General features: G+C 68.6%; 16 protein-coding genes. 7 read left to right on the forward strand and 9 right to left on the reverse strand.

The annotated features are described in order from the left end of the window. Nucleotides 1–100 precede the first annotated feature (100 nt). Both ACYVO7_RS08315 and ACYVO7_RS08320 read right to left on the reverse strand, forming a co-directional pair. Nucleotides 101–1,258, reverse strand: a complete 1,158-nt coding sequence (locus tag ACYVO7_RS08315; protein ID WP_460449583.1) for an ABC transporter substrate-binding protein — start codon at nt 1,256–1,258, stop codon at nt 101–103. A 317-nt stretch (nt 1,259–1,575) separates the two neighbouring features. After that, nucleotides 1,576–2,034: an NUDIX hydrolase gene (locus tag ACYVO7_RS08320; RefSeq protein ID WP_460449359.1), complete on the reverse strand. Its 459-nt coding sequence runs from the start codon at nt 2,032–2,034 to the stop codon at nt 1,576–1,578. A gap of 118 nt (nt 2,035–2,152) precedes the next feature. On the opposite strand from ACYVO7_RS08320, the gene ACYVO7_RS08325 reads away from it, so the two are divergent. Further along, nucleotides 2,153–3,088: a lipid kinase gene (locus tag ACYVO7_RS08325; RefSeq protein ID WP_460449360.1), complete on the forward strand. Its 936-nt coding sequence runs from the start codon at nt 2,153–2,155 to the stop codon at nt 3,086–3,088. A gap of 6 nt (nt 3,089–3,094) precedes the next feature. On the opposite strand, the gene ACYVO7_RS08330 is transcribed toward ACYVO7_RS08325, so the two are convergent. Together ACYVO7_RS08330 and sugE are read right to left on the reverse strand one after the other, a co-directional pair. Then, nucleotides 3,095–4,453, reverse strand: a complete 1,359-nt coding sequence (locus tag ACYVO7_RS08330; RefSeq protein ID WP_460449361.1) for a dicarboxylate/amino acid:cation symporter — start codon at nt 4,451–4,453, stop codon at nt 3,095–3,097. Nucleotides 4,454–4,537: 84 nt separating this feature from the next. After that, nucleotides 4,538–4,852 (reverse strand): quaternary ammonium compound efflux SMR transporter SugE, encoded by a 315-nt coding sequence (gene sugE, locus ACYVO7_RS08335; protein WP_460449362.1) that lies wholly within the window; start codon nt 4,850–4,852, stop codon nt 4,538–4,540. Between the two features lie 381 nt (nt 4,853–5,233). On the opposite strand from sugE, the gene ACYVO7_RS08340 reads away from it, so the two are divergent. The 5 genes from ACYVO7_RS08340 (at nt 5,234) to ACYVO7_RS08360 (ending at nt 11,965) form a co-directional block, all read left to right on the forward strand. Then, nucleotides 5,234–7,180, forward strand: a complete 1,947-nt coding sequence (locus ACYVO7_RS08340; protein WP_406856776.1) for a PrkA family serine protein kinase — start codon at nt 5,234–5,236, stop codon at nt 7,178–7,180. Between the two features lie 79 nt (nt 7,181–7,259). Beyond that, nucleotides 7,260–8,597 (forward strand): YeaH/YhbH family protein, encoded by a 1,338-nt coding sequence (locus ACYVO7_RS08345; RefSeq protein WP_460449363.1) that lies wholly within the window; start codon nt 7,260–7,262, stop codon nt 8,595–8,597. Beyond that, nucleotides 8,594–10,141 carry a SpoVR family protein gene (locus tag ACYVO7_RS08350; RefSeq protein WP_406856778.1) on the forward strand — a complete coding sequence of 516 codons (1,548 nt, stop codon included), beginning with the start codon at nt 8,594–8,596 and terminating at the stop codon, nt 10,139–10,141. The genes ACYVO7_RS08345 and ACYVO7_RS08350 overlap by 4 nt, the downstream gene beginning before the upstream one ends. 969 nt (nt 10,142–11,110) lie before the next feature. Further along, entirely contained in the window at nt 11,111–11,578 is a 468-nt protein-coding gene (locus ACYVO7_RS08355) for a hypothetical protein (RefSeq protein ID WP_406856779.1), read from the forward strand. A gap of 174 nt (nt 11,579–11,752) precedes the next feature. Beyond that, nucleotides 11,753–11,965, forward strand: coding sequence for a hypothetical protein (locus tag ACYVO7_RS08360; RefSeq protein WP_460449364.1), 213 nt, complete (start codon nt 11,753–11,755; stop codon nt 11,963–11,965). A 57-nt stretch (nt 11,966–12,022) separates the two neighbouring features. Here the strand turns inward: ACYVO7_RS08360 and ACYVO7_RS08365 are convergent, their stop codons facing one another. Further along, complete coding sequence (locus ACYVO7_RS08365) at nt 12,023–12,310, reverse strand: helix-turn-helix domain-containing protein (protein WP_460449365.1); 288 nt, start codon at nt 12,308–12,310, stop codon at nt 12,023–12,025. Between the two features lie 13 nt (nt 12,311–12,323). Continuing rightward, nucleotides 12,324–12,821: a pyridoxamine 5'-phosphate oxidase family protein gene (locus ACYVO7_RS08370; protein ID WP_460449366.1), complete on the reverse strand. Its 498-nt coding sequence runs from the start codon at nt 12,819–12,821 to the stop codon at nt 12,324–12,326. Between the two features lie 192 nt (nt 12,822–13,013). Here ACYVO7_RS08370 and ACYVO7_RS08375 point away from each other — a divergent pair, with 192 nt between their 5' ends. Continuing rightward, the gene (locus ACYVO7_RS08375) at nt 13,014–13,682 is read left to right on the forward strand and encodes a dienelactone hydrolase family protein (RefSeq protein WP_460449367.1); all 669 of its coding nucleotides are present in this window, start codon (nt 13,014–13,016) and stop codon (nt 13,680–13,682) included. Between the two features lie 12 nt (nt 13,683–13,694). Here ACYVO7_RS08375 and ACYVO7_RS08380 read toward each other — a convergent pair whose 3' ends face one another. The 3 genes from ACYVO7_RS08380 to ACYVO7_RS08390 all read right to left on the reverse strand — a co-directional run bounded on the left by ACYVO7_RS08380 (nt 13,695) and on the right by ACYVO7_RS08390 (nt 16,632). Then, on the reverse strand, nt 13,695–14,942 hold the full coding sequence (locus tag ACYVO7_RS08380; RefSeq protein WP_460449368.1) for an MFS transporter: 1,248 nt from the start codon (nt 14,940–14,942) through the stop codon (nt 13,695–13,697). Continuing rightward, complete coding sequence (cysQ, locus tag ACYVO7_RS08385; RefSeq protein WP_460449584.1) at nt 14,939–15,793, reverse strand: 3'(2'),5'-bisphosphate nucleotidase CysQ; 855 nt, start codon at nt 15,791–15,793, stop codon at nt 14,939–14,941. Before cysQ ends, ACYVO7_RS08380 begins: the two co-directional genes overlap by 4 nt. A gap of 134 nt (nt 15,794–15,927) precedes the next feature. After that, nucleotides 15,928–16,632, reverse strand: coding sequence for a helix-turn-helix domain-containing protein (locus ACYVO7_RS08390; protein WP_460449369.1), 705 nt, complete (start codon nt 16,630–16,632; stop codon nt 15,928–15,930). Nucleotides 16,633–16,665: the final 33 nt, after the last annotated feature.

Below are 16,665 nucleotides of genomic sequence, written 5' to 3' on the forward strand. Positions count from 1 at the left end.
CCCCCCCCACCACCCCCCCCCCCCCCCCCCCCCCCCCCCCCCCCCCCCCCCCCCCCCCCCCCCCCCCCCCCCCCCCCCCCCCCCTTGTGCTGACGCTCGCCTACTTCGTCGCCGGGCAGCCGCTCTCGGCCGCCGAGAAGAAGGCCTTCTCGCCCGGAATGGTGGCGAGCAGCTTGTAGTAGTCCCAGGGCTTCTTGCTCTCGGCCGGCTTCTTGACCTCGAACAGATACATATCGTGGATCATGCGGCCATTGGCCAGCACCTTGCCGTTGCGGCCGAAGGCGTCGTCGACCGGCAGCTCCTTGAGCTTGGCCGCCACCTTCTCGGTGTCCTTCGAGTTCGCCGCCTTCACGGCCTTGAGGTAGGAGAGCACGGCCGAGTAGGTGCCGGCGTGGATCATGCTGGGCATCCGCTGCGTGCGCTTGAAGAAGCGCTCGCCGAACTCGCGGGAGCGGTCGTCGAGGTCCCAGTAGAAGCCCTCGGTCAGCACCAGCCCCTGCGAGGCCTGCAGTCCGAGGCCGTTCACCTCCGCCAGCGTCATCAGCAGCCCGGCGATCTTCTGGCCGCCGGCCGTGATGCCGAACTCGGCCGCCTGCTTCACCGAGTTGGTGGTGTCGAGCCCGGCGTTGGCGAGGCCCACGACCTTGGCCTTGGAGGCCTGCGCCTGCAGCAGGAAGGACGAGAAGTCGTTGTTGTTGAGCGGGTGCCTCACCGAGCCCAGCACCTTGCCGCCCTCCTGCTTCACCAGCTTGGACGTATCGTCCTCCAGCTGGTAGCCGAAGGCGTAGTCGGCGGTCAGGAAGAACCAGGTGTCGCCGCCGGCTTTGGTCAGCGCGCCGCCGGTGCCCACCGCGAGCGCGCGCGTGTCGAAGGCCCAGTGGAAGCCGTAGGGCTGGCACGCGTCGCCGGTCAGGCGCGAGGTGGCGGCTCCGACCACGATGTCGATCTTCTTCTTCTCTTTCGAGAGTTCATGGACGGCCAGCGCCACCGACGAGGTGGTCAGCTCGGTGATCATGTCGACGCCGTCGACGTCGTACCACTGGCGGGCGATGTTGGAGCCGATGTCGGGCTTGTTCTGGTGATCGGCGGTGACGAGCTCGACCTTCTGGCCCAGCACGGACCCGCCGAAATCCTCGATGGCCATGCGGGCGGCCTCGACGGACCATTTGCCGCCATAGTCGGCGTAGACGCCGGACTGGTCGTTCAGGATGCCGATCTTCACGCCGTCGGCCGCCTGGGCCGAGACGGCGGAGGCCATGGCGAGGGCGCCGAACGCCGCCGAGAAGGCGAGGGTCTTCACGGCGCTGGCGGCCGCCTTTGCGGATGTCGTCACGATCGTTTTCCTCCTTCAAGAGCGCCTGGGGGCGGCGCCCGCGCCGCGGCTGAGCCGCGATCGTTCCTGCTGCCGCCATAAGCGCGGCGGGTAGCGGGCAGAATAGAGGCGCGCGGGCGGCTGGCAACCGTTCTGGACCGGCGTAACCGTGCGATTTTCGGCGGTTTTGATGGGTTCTTTCAGCGCACTCGACGAAAGTCGAAGACGGTTCGGCGGCCGCGCCGCCCGGGCGGGACCGGGGATCAGGACCGCGCCTTGGCCAGCCGCGGCGCCGCGCGCGGCTTCGCCTCCTCCCAGCCGAGCAGGATGGAGGCGAGGCCCGCCTCGTCGACGCGTTTCGCCGCCTCCAGCGGCGACACCCATTCCAGCTTGCGGACGCCCGCCTCCCGGAAGCTCTTCAGCTGCCGCGTGACCTCGAGCGGAAACACCACCACTGTGACAAGGACGAAGTGCTCCTTCAGCCGCTTCCAGTACTGGTAGGAGCCGACGGGCTTCTTGCCGGGCTTGCCCTTCAGCCCGGCCTCCTCCAGCGCCTCCTGCGCGGCGGCCTCGTGGGGCTTGCGGTTCTTCATCGGCCAGCCCTTCGGGATCACCCAGCGCCCGGTGTCGCGCGAGGTGGCGAGCAGCACCTGCGTCGCCCCGTCGACCTTGCGGTAGGGCAGGGCGGCGAACTGCACCAGGGATGCCGGATCCGGGGTCATGGGACTGACGGTCGCATGGCGCTATCTCGAACGCATCGGCTGTCGATTGCAATGCAACGCTGAAGCCCCCCGAGCGTTTGTGACTCAGATCAGCTCAATTCTGGGGACAATGCCCGACATGCAAGAGGGTTTGGGCGGCGACGCCAAAGGTACGATCCTGGGCGACGCTCCTCCAGAGCGCGGGATCGGACCGCGGACGCTCGTGCTCGTCAATCCCAACAGCCGGCGCGGCTCGGAATCGCTCGACGCCGTCAATGAACGCCTGGAAAAGGGCGGGCTGGTCCTGCAGCACGAAACCTTCACCTCCGCCGACGAGGTCAGCCAGGACATCGTTCGCCGCGCCCCCGACGTCGACCGCGTCGTCATCTGCGGCGGCGACGGCAGCGTCAACGCCGCCGCCCGCGGACTCATGGAGACCGGGCTGCCCTTCGGCGTCCTGCCGCTCGGCACCGGCAACGACCTCGCCCGCACGCTCGGCCTGCCGGAGGACCTGCTGGCGGCGGCGGACGTCATCGTCGCCGGGCGGGTCCGGCCGATCGACCTCGGCATGGTCAACGACAAGCCGTTCTTCAACGTCGCCAGCCTCGGGCTCTCCACCGATCTCGCCCGCAGCCTCACGCCCGACATTAAGCGCCGCTGGGGGCGGCTCGGCTACGCGCTGGCCGCGCTCAAGGTCTTGAGCCGCGCCGCGCCCTTCACGGCCACGATCGTCGCCAAGGGCGACGTCGCGCGCGTCAAGACGATGCAGATCGCCGTCGGCAACGGCCGCTACTATGGCGGCGGAATGTCGGTCTCCGACCGGGCCGAGATCGACGACCACCATCTCGATCTCTACAGCCTCGAACTGAAGAGCGTCTGGAAGCTCGCCGCCATGCTGCCGGCCTTCCGGGCCGGGTCGCACGGCGCCTGGGAGGAGGTGCGCACGGAGCGCTGCACCGAGTTCGAGATCCGCACGCGCCGGCCCCGCCCGGTCAACTGCGACGGCGAGCTCTGCACCGAGACGCCGGCGCGGTTCAAGATCGTGCCAGACGCCGTGCGGGTGTTCTCGCCCTGATCAGCCTCACGCCGCCGGGCGCGCCGGCAGGGGCTCGCGCTCCATGGCCTCGCCGATCTCCAGCGGGTGCGCCATCACCTGCCGCAGCTTCACCGGGTCGAGCTCGCCCTCCCAGCGGCTGACCACCACGGTGGCGACGCCGTTGCCGATGAGGTTGGTGAGGGCGCGGCACTCGCTCATGAACTTGTCGATGCCCACCAGGATCGCCAGCGAGGCGATCGGGATGTCGGGCACGATCTGCAGCGTGGCGGCGAGCGTCACGAAGCCCGCCCCGGTGACGCCGGACGCGCCCTTGGAGGTCAGCATCGCGATCAGCAGGATGGTCATCTCCTGCCCGAAGGTGAGGTGGATGTTGGTCGCCTGCGCCAGGAACAGGGTCGCCAGCGTCATGTAGATGTTGGTGCCGTCGAGATTGAAGCTGTACCCGGTCGGGATCACGAGGCCGACGACCGACGGCGAGGCGCCGAGCCGCTGCATCTTCTGGATCATGTGCGGCAGCACCGTCTCGGACGACGACGTCCCGAGCACGATCAGCAGCTCGTCCTTGATGTAGGCGATGAAGCGCAGGATCGAGAACCCGGCGAGCCGGGCGATCGCGCCCAGCACCACCAGCACGAAGAGGAGCGCGGTGGCGTAGAACGTCGCCACGAGCGCCAGCAGGTTCCACAGCGAGCCCAGTCCGTAGGCGCCGATCGTGAACGCCATGGCCCCGAACGCGCCGATGGGCGCCACCCGCACGATCATGCCGATGATGCGGAAGAACATCTTCCCGGCCGTGTCGATGGCGTGGGTGATGCGCTCGCCGGTCTTGCCCATCTGGGACACCGCGAAGCCCGACAGGATGGCGATGAGCAGCACCTGCAGCAGGTCGCCTTTCGCGAAAGCGTCGAAGAACGAGTTCGGGATGATCGCCATCAGATGCGCGACCACGCCCTCGTCCTTGGCCCGGCTCACATAGCTCGCCACCGCCTTCGTATCCAGCGTGGCGGGGTCGATGTTGAAGCCCGCCCCGGGCCTGACGATCTCGCCGACCAGGAGGCCGACCGCCAGCGCGACGGTCGACACCACCTCGAAATAGAGCAGCGCCTTGGCCCCGACGCGGCCCACCTTCTTCAGGTCGCTCATGGACGCGATGCCGTGCACGACCGTGCAGAAGATCACCGGCGCGATCATCATCTTGATGAGCGAGATGAAGGCGTCGCCGAGCGGCTTCAGCGCCGCGCCGGTCGTGGGCCAGAAATGCCCGACCAGGACGCCCAGGACGATGGCGATCAGCACCTGGACGTAGAGCACCTTGTACCAGGGCGTGCGGTGGGCCGGCGAGACGTCGCGGGCCGCAGGGCTGTCTGCGAGGGTGTGAGCCATGGGGGGACTCCGGGCCGCCGTTCTGAAGGTGCTGTCGCGCTGACGCGCGGCGGGATCTTGGGTTCCGCCCCGATCTTTGGTCCTTCAGCCGGCGAGTTTCAATCCCAATATGCCGGCCACGATCAGGCCGATGCAGGCCATGCGGGCCGCCGTCGCCGGCTCGCCGAAGAGCGCGATCCCCAGGATCGCGGTCCCGATCGTGCCGATTCCGGTCCAGACCGCGTAGGCGGTCCCGATCGGCAGCTCTTTCAGGGCCAATCCGAGAAGTCCCAGGCTGACCGCCATGCTGGCCAGCGTCGCCAGCGTGGGCCAAAGCCGCGTGAAGCCTTGCGTGTATTTCAGCCCCACGGCCCAGCCGACCTCGAAGAGCCCCGCCGCGATCAGGATCAGCCAGCCCACCTTGCGCTCCCGCGTCATCGCCGCCGGAAGGCGGCCGACGCGACCCTAGCGGCGCCCGGCCCCGAGCGCTGTGGCTGGCGCGACACGCCGGCCGGCCTAAGACCCTTCGACGCATCCCATGGTGGCATGAACCATGCAAAGCTCGGGTTCGTCATGGTAGCATGAGCTTGGTCGGGGGTGATTCGATGCGGACACGCATACTACCCTTCGGAAAGCCGGTCGCGGTACGCCGCCGCCGCCCGCGCGCCACGTGGCAGCCGCAATCGAATTCCAGCTTGGTCTGGGGTGGGGATTGGCGAGCGCAGCCGGTGACGTCGACGCAACTCTTGTCCGCCGAGACGGTTGTCACTGCGTTGAGGCGTCACGAGCCAGCGGGTGCAGATGTATCCCAACACTGACCTCTTCACGACTTATGCAAGGTCGTACGAAGCCCGTCGCGAGGCGGAGATGTCCCTCCAGGACTATCTCGAAGGGTGCCGCGACGATCCCATGATGTATGCCAGCGCGGCGGAAAGAATTCTCGCCGCGATCGGCGAACCAGAACTCCTCGACACGTCCCGGGATGCGCGCCTCGGCCGCATCTTCATGAATCGGACGATCCGGGCTTATCCGGCCTTCGCCGAATTCTACGGGATGGAGGAGACGATCGAGCGGATCGTGTCCTACTTCCGTCACGCCGCCCAGGGGCTGGAGGAGCGCAAGCAGATCCTCTACCTCCTCGGTCCGGTCGGCGGCGGCAAGTCTTCGCTCGCGGAACGCCTGAAGGCCCTGATGGAGGTCCATCCCATCTACGTGCTCAAGGCCGGCGACGACCTGAGCCCGATCTTCGAGAGCCCGCTGGGATTGTTCGATCCCGAGCAGATGGGCAAGGTCCTGGACGAACGCTACGGCATCCCCCGGCGCAGGCTCACCGGGCTGATGAGCCCCTGGTGCCTCAAGCGCCTCGACGAGTTCGACGGCGACATCTCGCGCTTCAAGGTCGTCAAGGTGAACCCCTCCCGGCTGCGCCAGATCGGCGTGTCCAAGACGGAACCCGGCGACGAGAACAACCAGGACATCTCGTCCCTGGTCGGCAAGGTCGACATCCGCAAGCTCGAGCACCTGTCGCAGAACGATCCCGACGCCTACAGCTACTCCGGCGGCCTCAACCGGGCCAACCAGGGCATGCTCGAATTCGTCGAGATGTTCAAGGCGCCGATCAAGATGCTGCATCCCCTGCTCACCGCGACGCAGGAGGGCAACTATGTCGGCACCGAGAACATCGGCGCGATCCCCTTCCAGGGCATCGTCATGGCCCACTCGAACGAGGCCGAGTGGCAGACCTTCAAGACCAATAAGAACAACGAGGCCTTCATCGACCGCATCTACGTCATCAAGGTGCCCTACTGCCTGCGGGTGACGGAAGAGCAGAAGATCTACGAGAAGCTGATCCGCGGCTCGGAGCTCGCAGGCGCCCCCTGCGCCCCGTTCACGCTGGAGATGCTGGCGCGCTTCGCGGTGCTGTCGCGCCTGCGCGAGCACGCCAACTCCAACATCTTCTCCAAGATGCGCGTCTATGACGGCGAGAGCCTGCGCGAGGTGGATCCGCGCGCCCGCTCCCTGCAGGAATACAAGGACTCGGCCGGCGTCGACGAGGGCATGGACGGGATCTCGACCCGCTTCGCCTTCAAGGTCCTGGCCGCGACCTTCAACCACGACACCACCGAGATCGCCGCCGACCCGGTGCATCTCATGTACGTGCTCGAACAGACCGTGAAGCGCGAGCAGGTGCCGGAGGCGGTCGAGAAGCGTTATCTCGAATTCGTGAAGGCCGAACTGGCCCCGCGCTATGCGGAATTCATTGGTCACGAGATCCAGAAGGCTTATCTGGAATCGTACCACGACTATGGTCAGAATCTTTTCGACCGCTATGTCGACTATGCGGACGCCTGGATCGAGGATCAGGACTTCAAGGATCCCGACACCGGACAGCTTCTCAACCGTGAGCTGCTCAACCAGGAGCTCACCAAGATCGAGAAGCCGGCCGGGATCGCGAATCCGAAGGACTTCCGCAACGAGGTCGTCAAGTTCGCGCTGCGTTCGCGGGCGAGCCACGGCGGCAAGAACCCCTCCTGGACCAGCTACGAGAAGATCCGCGACGTCATCGAGAAGCGGATGTTCAGCCAGGTGGAGGAGCTTCTGCCTGTGATCAGCTTCGGGTCGAAGAAGGACTCCGACAGCGAGAAGAAGCACGCGGACTTCGTCGCCCGCATGACCGAGCGGGGCTACACCGAACGTCAGGTCCGACGATTGGTCGAGTGGTACATGCGAGTGAAGCAGGCCGGGTAGGGCGCAGCCCTCATCAAGGCCGGTTCCTGACCCTGACGATCCGGGCCAGGAGCCGCCCCCCGGCCAGAGCGGAGCGAAGATGCACATCGTCGACAGACGCCTCAACCCGGGAGGCAAGAGCCTCGGAAACCGCCAGAGATTCCTGCGCCGGGCGCAGTCCCTGGTCCGCCGCGCGGTCCGCGACCAGTCGCGAGACAGGTCCATCAAGGACATGGGCGAGGGCGGCGAGGTCTCCATCCCGGTCGACGGGGTGAGGGAGCCGGCGCTGCGCCGCTCCTCGTCGGGCGGCCTGCGCGAGCACGTGCTGCCCGGCAACAAGCACTTCACCGAAGGCGACACCATCCCGCGCCCCTCGGGCGGGGGAGGGGGCGGCGGCTCCGAGGGAGCCGAGGAAGGCGGCGGCGAGGACGATTTCCGCTTCGTCCTGTCGCAGGACGAGTTCCTCGACCTCTTCCTGGAGGACCTGGAGCTTCCGGATCTCGCCAAGACGCGCGTCGAGGACCTGGAGAACCCCTCCTGGCGCCGGGCGGGCTACTCCACCTCCGGCTCGCCCGCGAACCTGTCGCTGACGCGCACCATGCGCAACAGCCTGTCGCGCCGCATCGCCCTCAACCGCCCGAAATCCGAGGAGATGAAGGAGATCGAGGAGGAGATCGCCCGGCTGGAGGCGCTCGGCGACGAGCCCGAGCGGGTCGCGGTGCTGCGGCTGAAGCTCGAGGGGCTCGAGCGCCGGCGCAAGCTCATCCCCTTCGTCGATCCGATCGACCTACGCTACCGCCAGTTCGCGCCCTATCCCAAGCCGGTCGCCCAGGCGGTCATGATCTGCCTGATGGACGTGTCGGGCTCCATGACGGAGCACATGAAGGACCTGGCCAAGCGCTTCTACGCGCTGCTCTACATCTTCCTCAAGCGCCGTTACCGGCATGTGGACCTGGTCTTCATCCGCCACACCCACACCGCCGAGGAGGTGGACGAGGAGACCTTCTTCCACTCCACCGAGACCGGCGGCACGGTGGTGTCGACCGCCCTTGAGGAGATGCTGCGGGTCATCGGCGAGCGCTACCGCCCGGAGGACTGGAACATCTACGCCGCCCAGGCCTCCGACGGCGACAACGCACCCAACGACAACGACAAGACCGTCGGCCTGCTGCAGAACCGCATCCTGCCGATGATGCAGTACTTCGCCTATCTGGAGGTGAAGCCCGAGGACGAGCCGATGTCGCTGGGGCTCACCTCGCGCGCCAGCGACCTCTGGCGCGCCTATGAGGCGATGCAGGATTCCGCCGTCAAGGACGCCAGCGCGCGCTTCGCGATGCGCCAGGTGCGCCACCGGCGGGACATCTTTCCGGTGTTTCGTGAGCTGTTCCGCCGCCGCGGCGAGGGCGCCTCGGCGGAGCGTGTGGGGGCCGGCGCATGACCATGCACATCATTCCGAAGCCGCTGCTCTTCCATGGGGGAGACTGGGACTTCGACACGATCCGGCGGATCTACGACGCCTGCGAGCGGATCGCCGTGGGCGAGCTCGGGCTCGACGTCTATCCCAACCAGATCGAGACCATCACGGCCGAGCAGATGCTGGACGCCTACTCGTCCTCCGGCATGCCGCTCTTCTACAAGCACTGGAGCTTCGGCAAGCATTTCGCCCATCACGAGGCGGTGTACCGGCGCGGCTATGGCGACCTCGCCTATGAGATCGTCATCAACTCCAATCCCTGCATCAGCTACATCATGGAGGAGAACTCCGCCACGATGCAGACGCTGGTGATCGCGCACGCGGCGTTCGGGCATAACCACTTCTTCAAGAACAATTATCTGTTCAAGCAGTGGACCGACGCCGACGGCATCCTGGACTATCTCGACTTCGCCAAGACCTACATCTCCGACTGCGAGGAGCGCTACGGCCACACCGCCGTGGAGCGCCTGCTCGACGCCGCGCACGCCCTCAACAGCCAGGCGGTGCACCGCTATCCGCGGCGCTCCAAGCCCGATCTGCGGTCCGAGGAGCGCCGCGCCCGAGAGCGACGCGCCCATGACGAGCAGATGTTCAACGACCTGTGGCGCACCGTGCCCCGGACCGAGAAGGCCCGCACGGGCAATCTCGACGAGGAGCGGCGCCGCGCGCTGCTGCAGCTGCCGCAGGAGAACGTGCTCTACTTCCTGGAGAAGACGGCCCCCAAGCTGGCCCCGTGGCAGCGCGAGATCCTGCGCATCGTGCGCAACGTCGCGCAGTATTTCTATCCGCAGCGCCAGACCAAGGTGATGAACGAGGGCTGCGCCACATTCGTGCACTACAAGATCATGAACCGCCTGCACGAGCAGGGGATGATCGACGACGGGGCCTATTTCGAGTTCCTGAAGTCGCACACCAACGTGACCTTCCAGCCGAAATACGACGACCCGCGCTATGGCGGCCTCAACCCCTACGCCATCGGCTTCGCCATGATGCGCGACATCGAGCGCATCTGCGAGGAGCCGACCGAGGAGGACCGCCAGTGGTTCCCGGAGATCGCCGGGACGGGCGACGGCATGAAGACCCTGCGCGGCGTCTGGGAGAACTACCGCGACGAGAGCTTCCTGCTGCAGTTCCTCAGCCCCAAGCTGATGCGCGAGTGGCGCATGTTCCACGTCGTCGACGATCCGGACCGGCCCGAGCTGCGGGTCGACGCCATCCATGACGAGCGCGGCTACCGGCGCATGCGCCGCGCCTTGGCGCGCCAGTACGACGTCGCCTGGATCGATCCCGATATCCAGGTCGTCGACGTCGACCTCGCGGGCGATCGCCGCCTGATCCTGCACCACAACGTCGTCAACCGCCTCCTGCTCGAGCCCGAGGACGCCAGCCGCGTGCTCCAGCACCTCGCCGACCTGTGGGGCTACGACGTCCTCCTCAAGGAGGTCGACGCCTCCACCGGCATGATTCTCAAGGAACACCGCGCCAGCGCCCAGCCCCTGGGCCGGTGAGACCCTCACCCCAGCCCTCTCCCCGTTCCGGGGAGAGGGAGCCGGCCGCGGCCCTTCGTCAACGGTCAAACCCACCATCCCCGTCATCCCCGGCGCGCCGCAGGCGCGGGAAGGGGATCCAGAGCGGCCAGGCGGAGGGCGCCCCTCGCCAACCCTCCTGGATCCCATTCCCGGCGGTTCGCGCCGCCGGGAATGGCGGCGCTGCCCTTCTCCCCGGCACGGGGAGAACGCAGCCGAGCCCAGCGAGGTCAGATGAGGGGCCGGACGGCAAGGGCGCGGAACAGAGCTTGACAGGCGGATAAAATTCCTATATCCCTGTCCATGCTCTGGTCCACGGAGGGGCGTCTGCAGCGTGAGGACGTGGACCAGGGGCGGCGGCCGTCGAAGGCCGGGCTCACCACCCGGTTCGAGGCGGCGGACGGAAGACAAGGTCCGACCAGCGAAGCGCGAAGGGGCTGAAAGCGCCCCGGGATCTTCCTTTCATCCTCCAACGTCGCGCGCGGAGCGGCGGGGCCTGGCGGCCTCCCGGCTTCACTTTTCTCTAACCCCACTCGCCGTGGGGCCCCCAGCGACGCCGCTCCGCGCCGCCCTCCACCTCCGGGCCGAAAGGCCGCGGAGCTGAACGCGCTTCCTTCTCCCCGGCACGGGGAGAAGGTGGCCGAGCGCAGCGAGGTCGGATGAGGGGCCGAAATCCAGCCAAGCTGAACCACCCCTCACCCCCACCCTCTCCCCGTTCCGGGGCGAGGGGGCCCGCTGCGGCGCTTCCCAACGGTTCAGCCCACCCCCCGTCATCCCCGGCGCGCCGCGTGCGGACGCCTGAATTTCAGGCGTTCCGAAATGGGACGCCATCGCAATGTTGCCGCAGATGCGGCGGAAGATTCCAGCGTCGGTGGGACGGGGGTTCCATGAGGATCGGCTTCAGCCGGTCGCGTTCGGCAAGTCGATCTTCTGCCGTGTGGGAGAAGGTCCATGGAATATCGCGAATTCGACAAGCTGCGCGACGTCGCTGACGTGCGGGTCGCAGCGCGGCCGGTGATGACCCGCCGCGAGCGTCTCGAGCGATGGGCGACCCTGCTGGAGCAGGATCCCGCGCGCAGGTTGCGCTCGCTCGGGGAGATCGAGACCAAGACGCCGGCCGAACGGGTGCAGATGCGCTCTCCTGATTCGCCGCTCACGATCGCGTTCGAGGATCCGATGCTGCGGGCCGAAGGCCTCGCCAGCGACCGGCTCGGCGACGCCATCGACTTCTTCTCGCTGGCGGAGGACGACGCCCACCGGCTGCTTTGCTCCTGCATGAACGGCTGGACCATGTCGGCCGGCAAGGTGGCGCGCGGCGTGCGGTCGATCGCCGACCCGGACACGCGGCTCCAGTCGGTGGCGTGGGTGGTCGCCGGCGGGCTCGTGGCCACGCCCGTGCTCATGTACCTGTTCGGCTGATCCGGCCGGGCCAGGACACGTCGGAGGAGCGCCTCCGATCGAGCGCGGCCGCATGCCAGGCGCATGCGCATCGATTTGACCGGGCCGCAGCTGGCGTCCCGGTCGCTCCCGCACGCTCGGATCTCCCGCTCGCGTGACGCGTTGGTCGAAGCTCAGCGAGATGGAGGAGACCCAATGGCAGCCCAGAGTTCAGGGACGCAAAAAGCCGCGTCGCTCGGAAAATTCACCGTGGAGCCGAGCGACGACGGTTTCCGCATGAGGATCGAGACGGACGCCGGCGAGGTGATGGACGTCATCGCCACCCGCGACCAGGTCGACGTCATCGCCGACGCCCTGGACGACCTGCTCGCGGCCTCCGAGGAGGACGACGAGGCGGCCGAGGACTAGCGGCCGCGCCCCGGCCTCCGGGCCGGCGACTCTGCCCCGGCCCTCGGCCGGGGCCTCTCAGCCGTCGTTCTCGGCGTTCAGGTTCTCAGGGCGCATGCCCTCGTCGCGCACGCCGACGGCGCGCAGGCGGACCCCGGGGCCGTTCTCGCCCAGGAACTCCACGCCGGCCGCGTCCAGGGCCTCGATCAGGCGGCGCGCGGCCGCCGCGTCAGGGCTGAGCGCAGCTCCGCCCTGGGACTCGATCTCGCCGAGGGCCTCCAGGCTGATCCCGGCGCGCTCGGCGGCGTCCTCCCGGGACAGGCCCGCCAGCACGCGTGCGGCCCAGATCTGGTTGCCCGTGAACATGGCCCTGATCTTCTCAGAAACGGACGGTGGCGTTTTCACCGCCATTCGGCCGTTCCCCGGTCGTGACCGCTTTGACGTATCCATAGGCGTACAACATCGTGCTGGAAGGGCTGTCCCAATATTCGGCGATCTCGACCTTCACCTTGATCAGGGCGATTTCAGGGTCTTCCGCCCCCTTGGGAAACCACACGCGCAGGCCCTCCGTCCAGAGTTCTTTCGCCTTGGCGGCGTCCTGGACGACCTCGGCGGTCCCGGCGATCGAGACGTAATGCTGCTTGTTCTCGTCCGAGTAGGTCAGCAGCACCTGCGGGTCGCGCCGGATCTCGGCGATCTTGGGCGAATCCGCGTCCGAGAAGAACCACAGATGGCCGTCGAAGTTGACGGTGTTGGTGCCCATCGGGCGGGCGTGCTGGCGCCCGTCGTCGCCGCGCGTCGCCATCATGGCGATGCGGGCGTCCTTGATGAGTTCGAGGACCTTGTCCTTCGCGGCCTGATCGGTTCTGGTGTCCATGGCGGTCTCCCGTCTTTCGTCTTGATCCGGGTCTCGGCCGACAACCCGCCCCGCCGCGGTCCGGTTCCGCCCGGTTCCGCGACCTGTCGTCCCGGCGTCGGCCAGGGCCCGCCGAGGGCGGCGAAGGCCGCCGAAATGCGCTAAGCAGGGCGCCGGGGGCGCGACAAACACGTTGAAAACGAGGGACCTTCCATGGGTGACATGATCCGGCTCACGGCCGCGGACGGCGTGACCATCGACGCCTACAGGGCCGCGCCGTCGGGCGCCCCCAAGGCGGGCGTCGTGGTCCTGCAGGAGATCTTCGGCGTCAACGACCATATCCGCCGCGTGACGGACGGCTTCGCCGCCGAGGGCTACCTGGCCATCGCGCCGGCCCTGTTCGACCGGGCGCAGCCGCATGTGGAGCTGGGCTACGGCCCCGACGACATGCAGCAGGGCATGGAGATCCGCGCCCGCACCACCCTGGAGGGCGCGCTGGCGGACGTGGAGGCCGCCGTGAAGGCGGCGTCGGAGGCCGGCAAGGTGGGCGTGGTGGGCTATTGCTGGGGCGGCTCGTTGGCCTTCCTGGCCGCGACCCGGCTCGCCGGCGTCAGCGCCGCGGTCGGGTACTATGGCGGGATGATCGCCTCGCATCTCGACGAGATCCCCAAGGCGCCGACGATCCTGCACTTCGGCGAGAAGGACAAGCACATCTCCCAGGACGACGTGCGCAAGATCCAGGCGGCCTTCCCGCACATGTCCGTGTTCGTCTACCCGGCCGACCACGGCTTCAACTGCGACGCGCGGGGGTCCTACGACAAGCCCTCGGCCGATCTCGCCCGGGCCCGCACGCTGGAGTTCCTCGCCGACAAGCTCGGCTGAGCGCCCGTTCCGTCAGCCCTCGCGGGCGGACCAGATCAGTCCCGCGAAGGCGACGAGCGAGACGGCCGCGACCCCCAGGAAGGCGGCCGGGTATCCGCCCAGCGCGCCCAGCGCGAGGCCGAACCCGGCCGGCCCGACCACATAGCCGATGAAGGTGATCAGCGTCGCCCCGGCGGTCGTCTCGCCGACCCGGCCCTGCGGCGAGTGGCGCGCCACCTCGGCGAGGTGCACCCCGTTCCAGCTCGACACCGTCACGCCCGCGACGCCGGCCAGCAGCAGCAGCGCCCAGAACGGCCAGGCGGCGGAGGCCGAGGCCAGCGCCAGCATGGTGGCGCAGGCCGACACGGCCGTGAACCGCAGCGTCGGCATGCCCGAGCCGATGCGGTCGGACGTCCAGCCCAGCAGCACCCGGCCGAAGACGCCCGTCGCCTGCATGACGGCGAAGACGAGGCCGGCTTCGGCGAGGCCGTAGCCAAGCCCCACCAGCCACGTCACCGTGAAGGCGAAGAGCGATCCTTGCCCGATCGCGAAGCAGCAGCCGGCCAGCGTCAGGCCCCGCAGGGGAGGGGACGACACCACCAGCCGCAGCGGCCGCAGCATGTTGGCGGGCGAGAGCAGCACGGAAGGCCCGATCGGCTGGCCGGGGTCCCGGTCCACGTCGATCCTCTCCCGCAGCGGCTGGACCAGCAGCACCGTGGCGAGCGGCAGGAGCGCGACCGCCAGCAGCGCCGCGCGCCAGTCCATCAGGCCGACGAGCCAGGGCAAAGCGAGGCCGGCCAGCACGCCGCCCAGCGGCACGCCGGCCTGCTTCAGCGAGAAGATCAGGGTGCGGTGCGCGGCCGGCGAGTGGCGCAGCAGGATGTCGCTTCCGGCCGGCGCCGACGGCCCGTAGCCGAGCCCGAGCAGCAGGCTCGCCCCATAGGCGGCGGCCCACCAGGGCGGCGTGAGGAGCGCGAGGCCCAGGCCGCCCAGCAGCAGCCCGATCTGCAGCGTGCGGATGGGGCCGAAGCGCCGGATCAGCGGGTGGCCGATCGCCAGGAACAGCATCGAGCCCACCGTCCCCACCGACGAGATGGAGCCGATCGCCTCGGGCGACAGCCCGAGCGAGGCGGTCAGCACGGGCGCGATGGTCGGGATGAGGCGCAGCAGGAAGGAGCTGGCGGTCTGGATGCCCAGGGTCGCCGCCAGCGGCCAGACCCACAGGAACGCGTCGGGAGACCGCGCGGCGGGCGCGGCGGCGGCGGCCTCCTCGCCGCTCATGCGGCGGAGCCCGGCTCCCCGGGCGCGCGCCGCCCCCAGGCCACGAAAGCGCCGTTGCGGAAGCCCTCCTCGGCCTTGCCGTAGCGGAACGGGCCGCCGTCCGGCGCGACCACGTCGCCGCCGGCCGAGGCCAGCACGGCGTGGCCGGCGGCCGTGTCCCACTCCATGGTGGGGCCGAAGCGGGGATAGACGTCGCCGTCGCCCTGCGCGATGAGGCAGAATTTCAGCGCCGACCCGGCGGCCAGCGTCCTCGCGCAGGGCCGCTGCGCCAGGAAGGCCTGGGTGTCCGGATCGAGATGGGAGCGGCTCACCAGCGCGGTCACGCCATGATCCGGCACGGGCCTGGCCGACAGCTCGCGGCGCTGGCCGGCGGGCGGGAGCGCCTCGCCGGGCGCCACGGTCATGACTTGCGCGCGTCCGCCGCCGCCGATCCAGAGCAGGCCGCCGGCCGGCTGGTAGACCGCGCCGGCCACCGGCCGGCCGGCCGCGATCAGGCCGATATTGACCGTGAACTCGCCATTGTGGTCGAGGAACTCGCGCGTGCCGTCGAGCGGGTCGACGAGCAGGAAGTCCTGCCCGCAGCGGGGGATGTTGCCGGCGCTGGCCTGCTCTTCGGAAAGGATCGGCGTTCCGGGCATCAGCGCTTCGAGCGCCGGGAGGATGACGGCTTCGGCGGCGAGGTCGGCCTCCGTCACCGGGCTGCCGTCGGCTTTGGCCTTGCCCGCCGCGCGGCAGGCGTAATGGCGCATGATCGGCGGCCCGGCCATGACCGCGATCGCGCCGAAGGCTTCGGCGAGCTCGAACAGCGCGCTGGAGGAGAGTGGGCCTTTCGGCCCCGCCTTGTGGATCATCGCGAGCCTCACGCCTGATCGTTACCGCATCGGCGTGGAAGAAGGGAGCTTTATCGCGCGTCGGGCCCGGCGTGGCGCGCATCGCTGCCGCGTCACGCGGACGGGACGAAAGGCCCGCCGGCGCCGGTCGGAGATCAGAAGATCAGTTCAGGATCGTCGATCAGCGGATCCGGGTTGGCGAGCTTCACCAGGGCGTCGCGGTCCTGGATCCGGATCGTCCTGCCCTGCACCTCGACGCCGTGGCGCGTCAGGGTGGCGAAGTTGCGCGACAGGTTCTCCGGCGTCATGCCCAGCCGCGCCGCCAGAGTGCGCTTGTCGAAGGGGATGTCGAACTCGGGCTTGCCGCCATGGCCGGTCTGCTCGCGCAGGATCCAGTTCGCCAGGCGCTCGACGCTGGTGCGCAGCTTCTGGCTCTTGAGCTCCTTCACCATGCCCCGATACGCCCCGGCGATCTCGTCGGCGACGGCGTTGGCGAAACCGATGTCGGTCCTCATGGTCGAGACCACGATTTCGGCCGGGATCATCAGGATCCGCGAGCTCTCGAGCGTGCGCGCCGCCGTCAGCAGCGGCTGCTGCCGGACAAGCGCCGCGAGGACGAAGGTCGTGACGGGCCTGAGCACGCCGACCGTGGTCTCGCGATCGTCATGCCGGGCGAACAGCTCCACCGAGCCGTCCAGCACGATGTGCAGGAAGTCCGGCGACAGCCCACGCTCGAACAGAGTGACGTGTGGCGGGAACCGCTGAAGGAAGGCTGGCTGGATGAGAGCGTCGAACCTCTCGTCAGCCATGTCCTTGAACAACGGCAGTGTTCTGATGTTTTCAGCGTCTACGCTTCGCACCCGGCGCCCCTTGTGGTTTTTCGGGGAAGCAAT

The organism is Alsobacter sp. SYSU BS001988 (genome assembly GCF_054796215.1).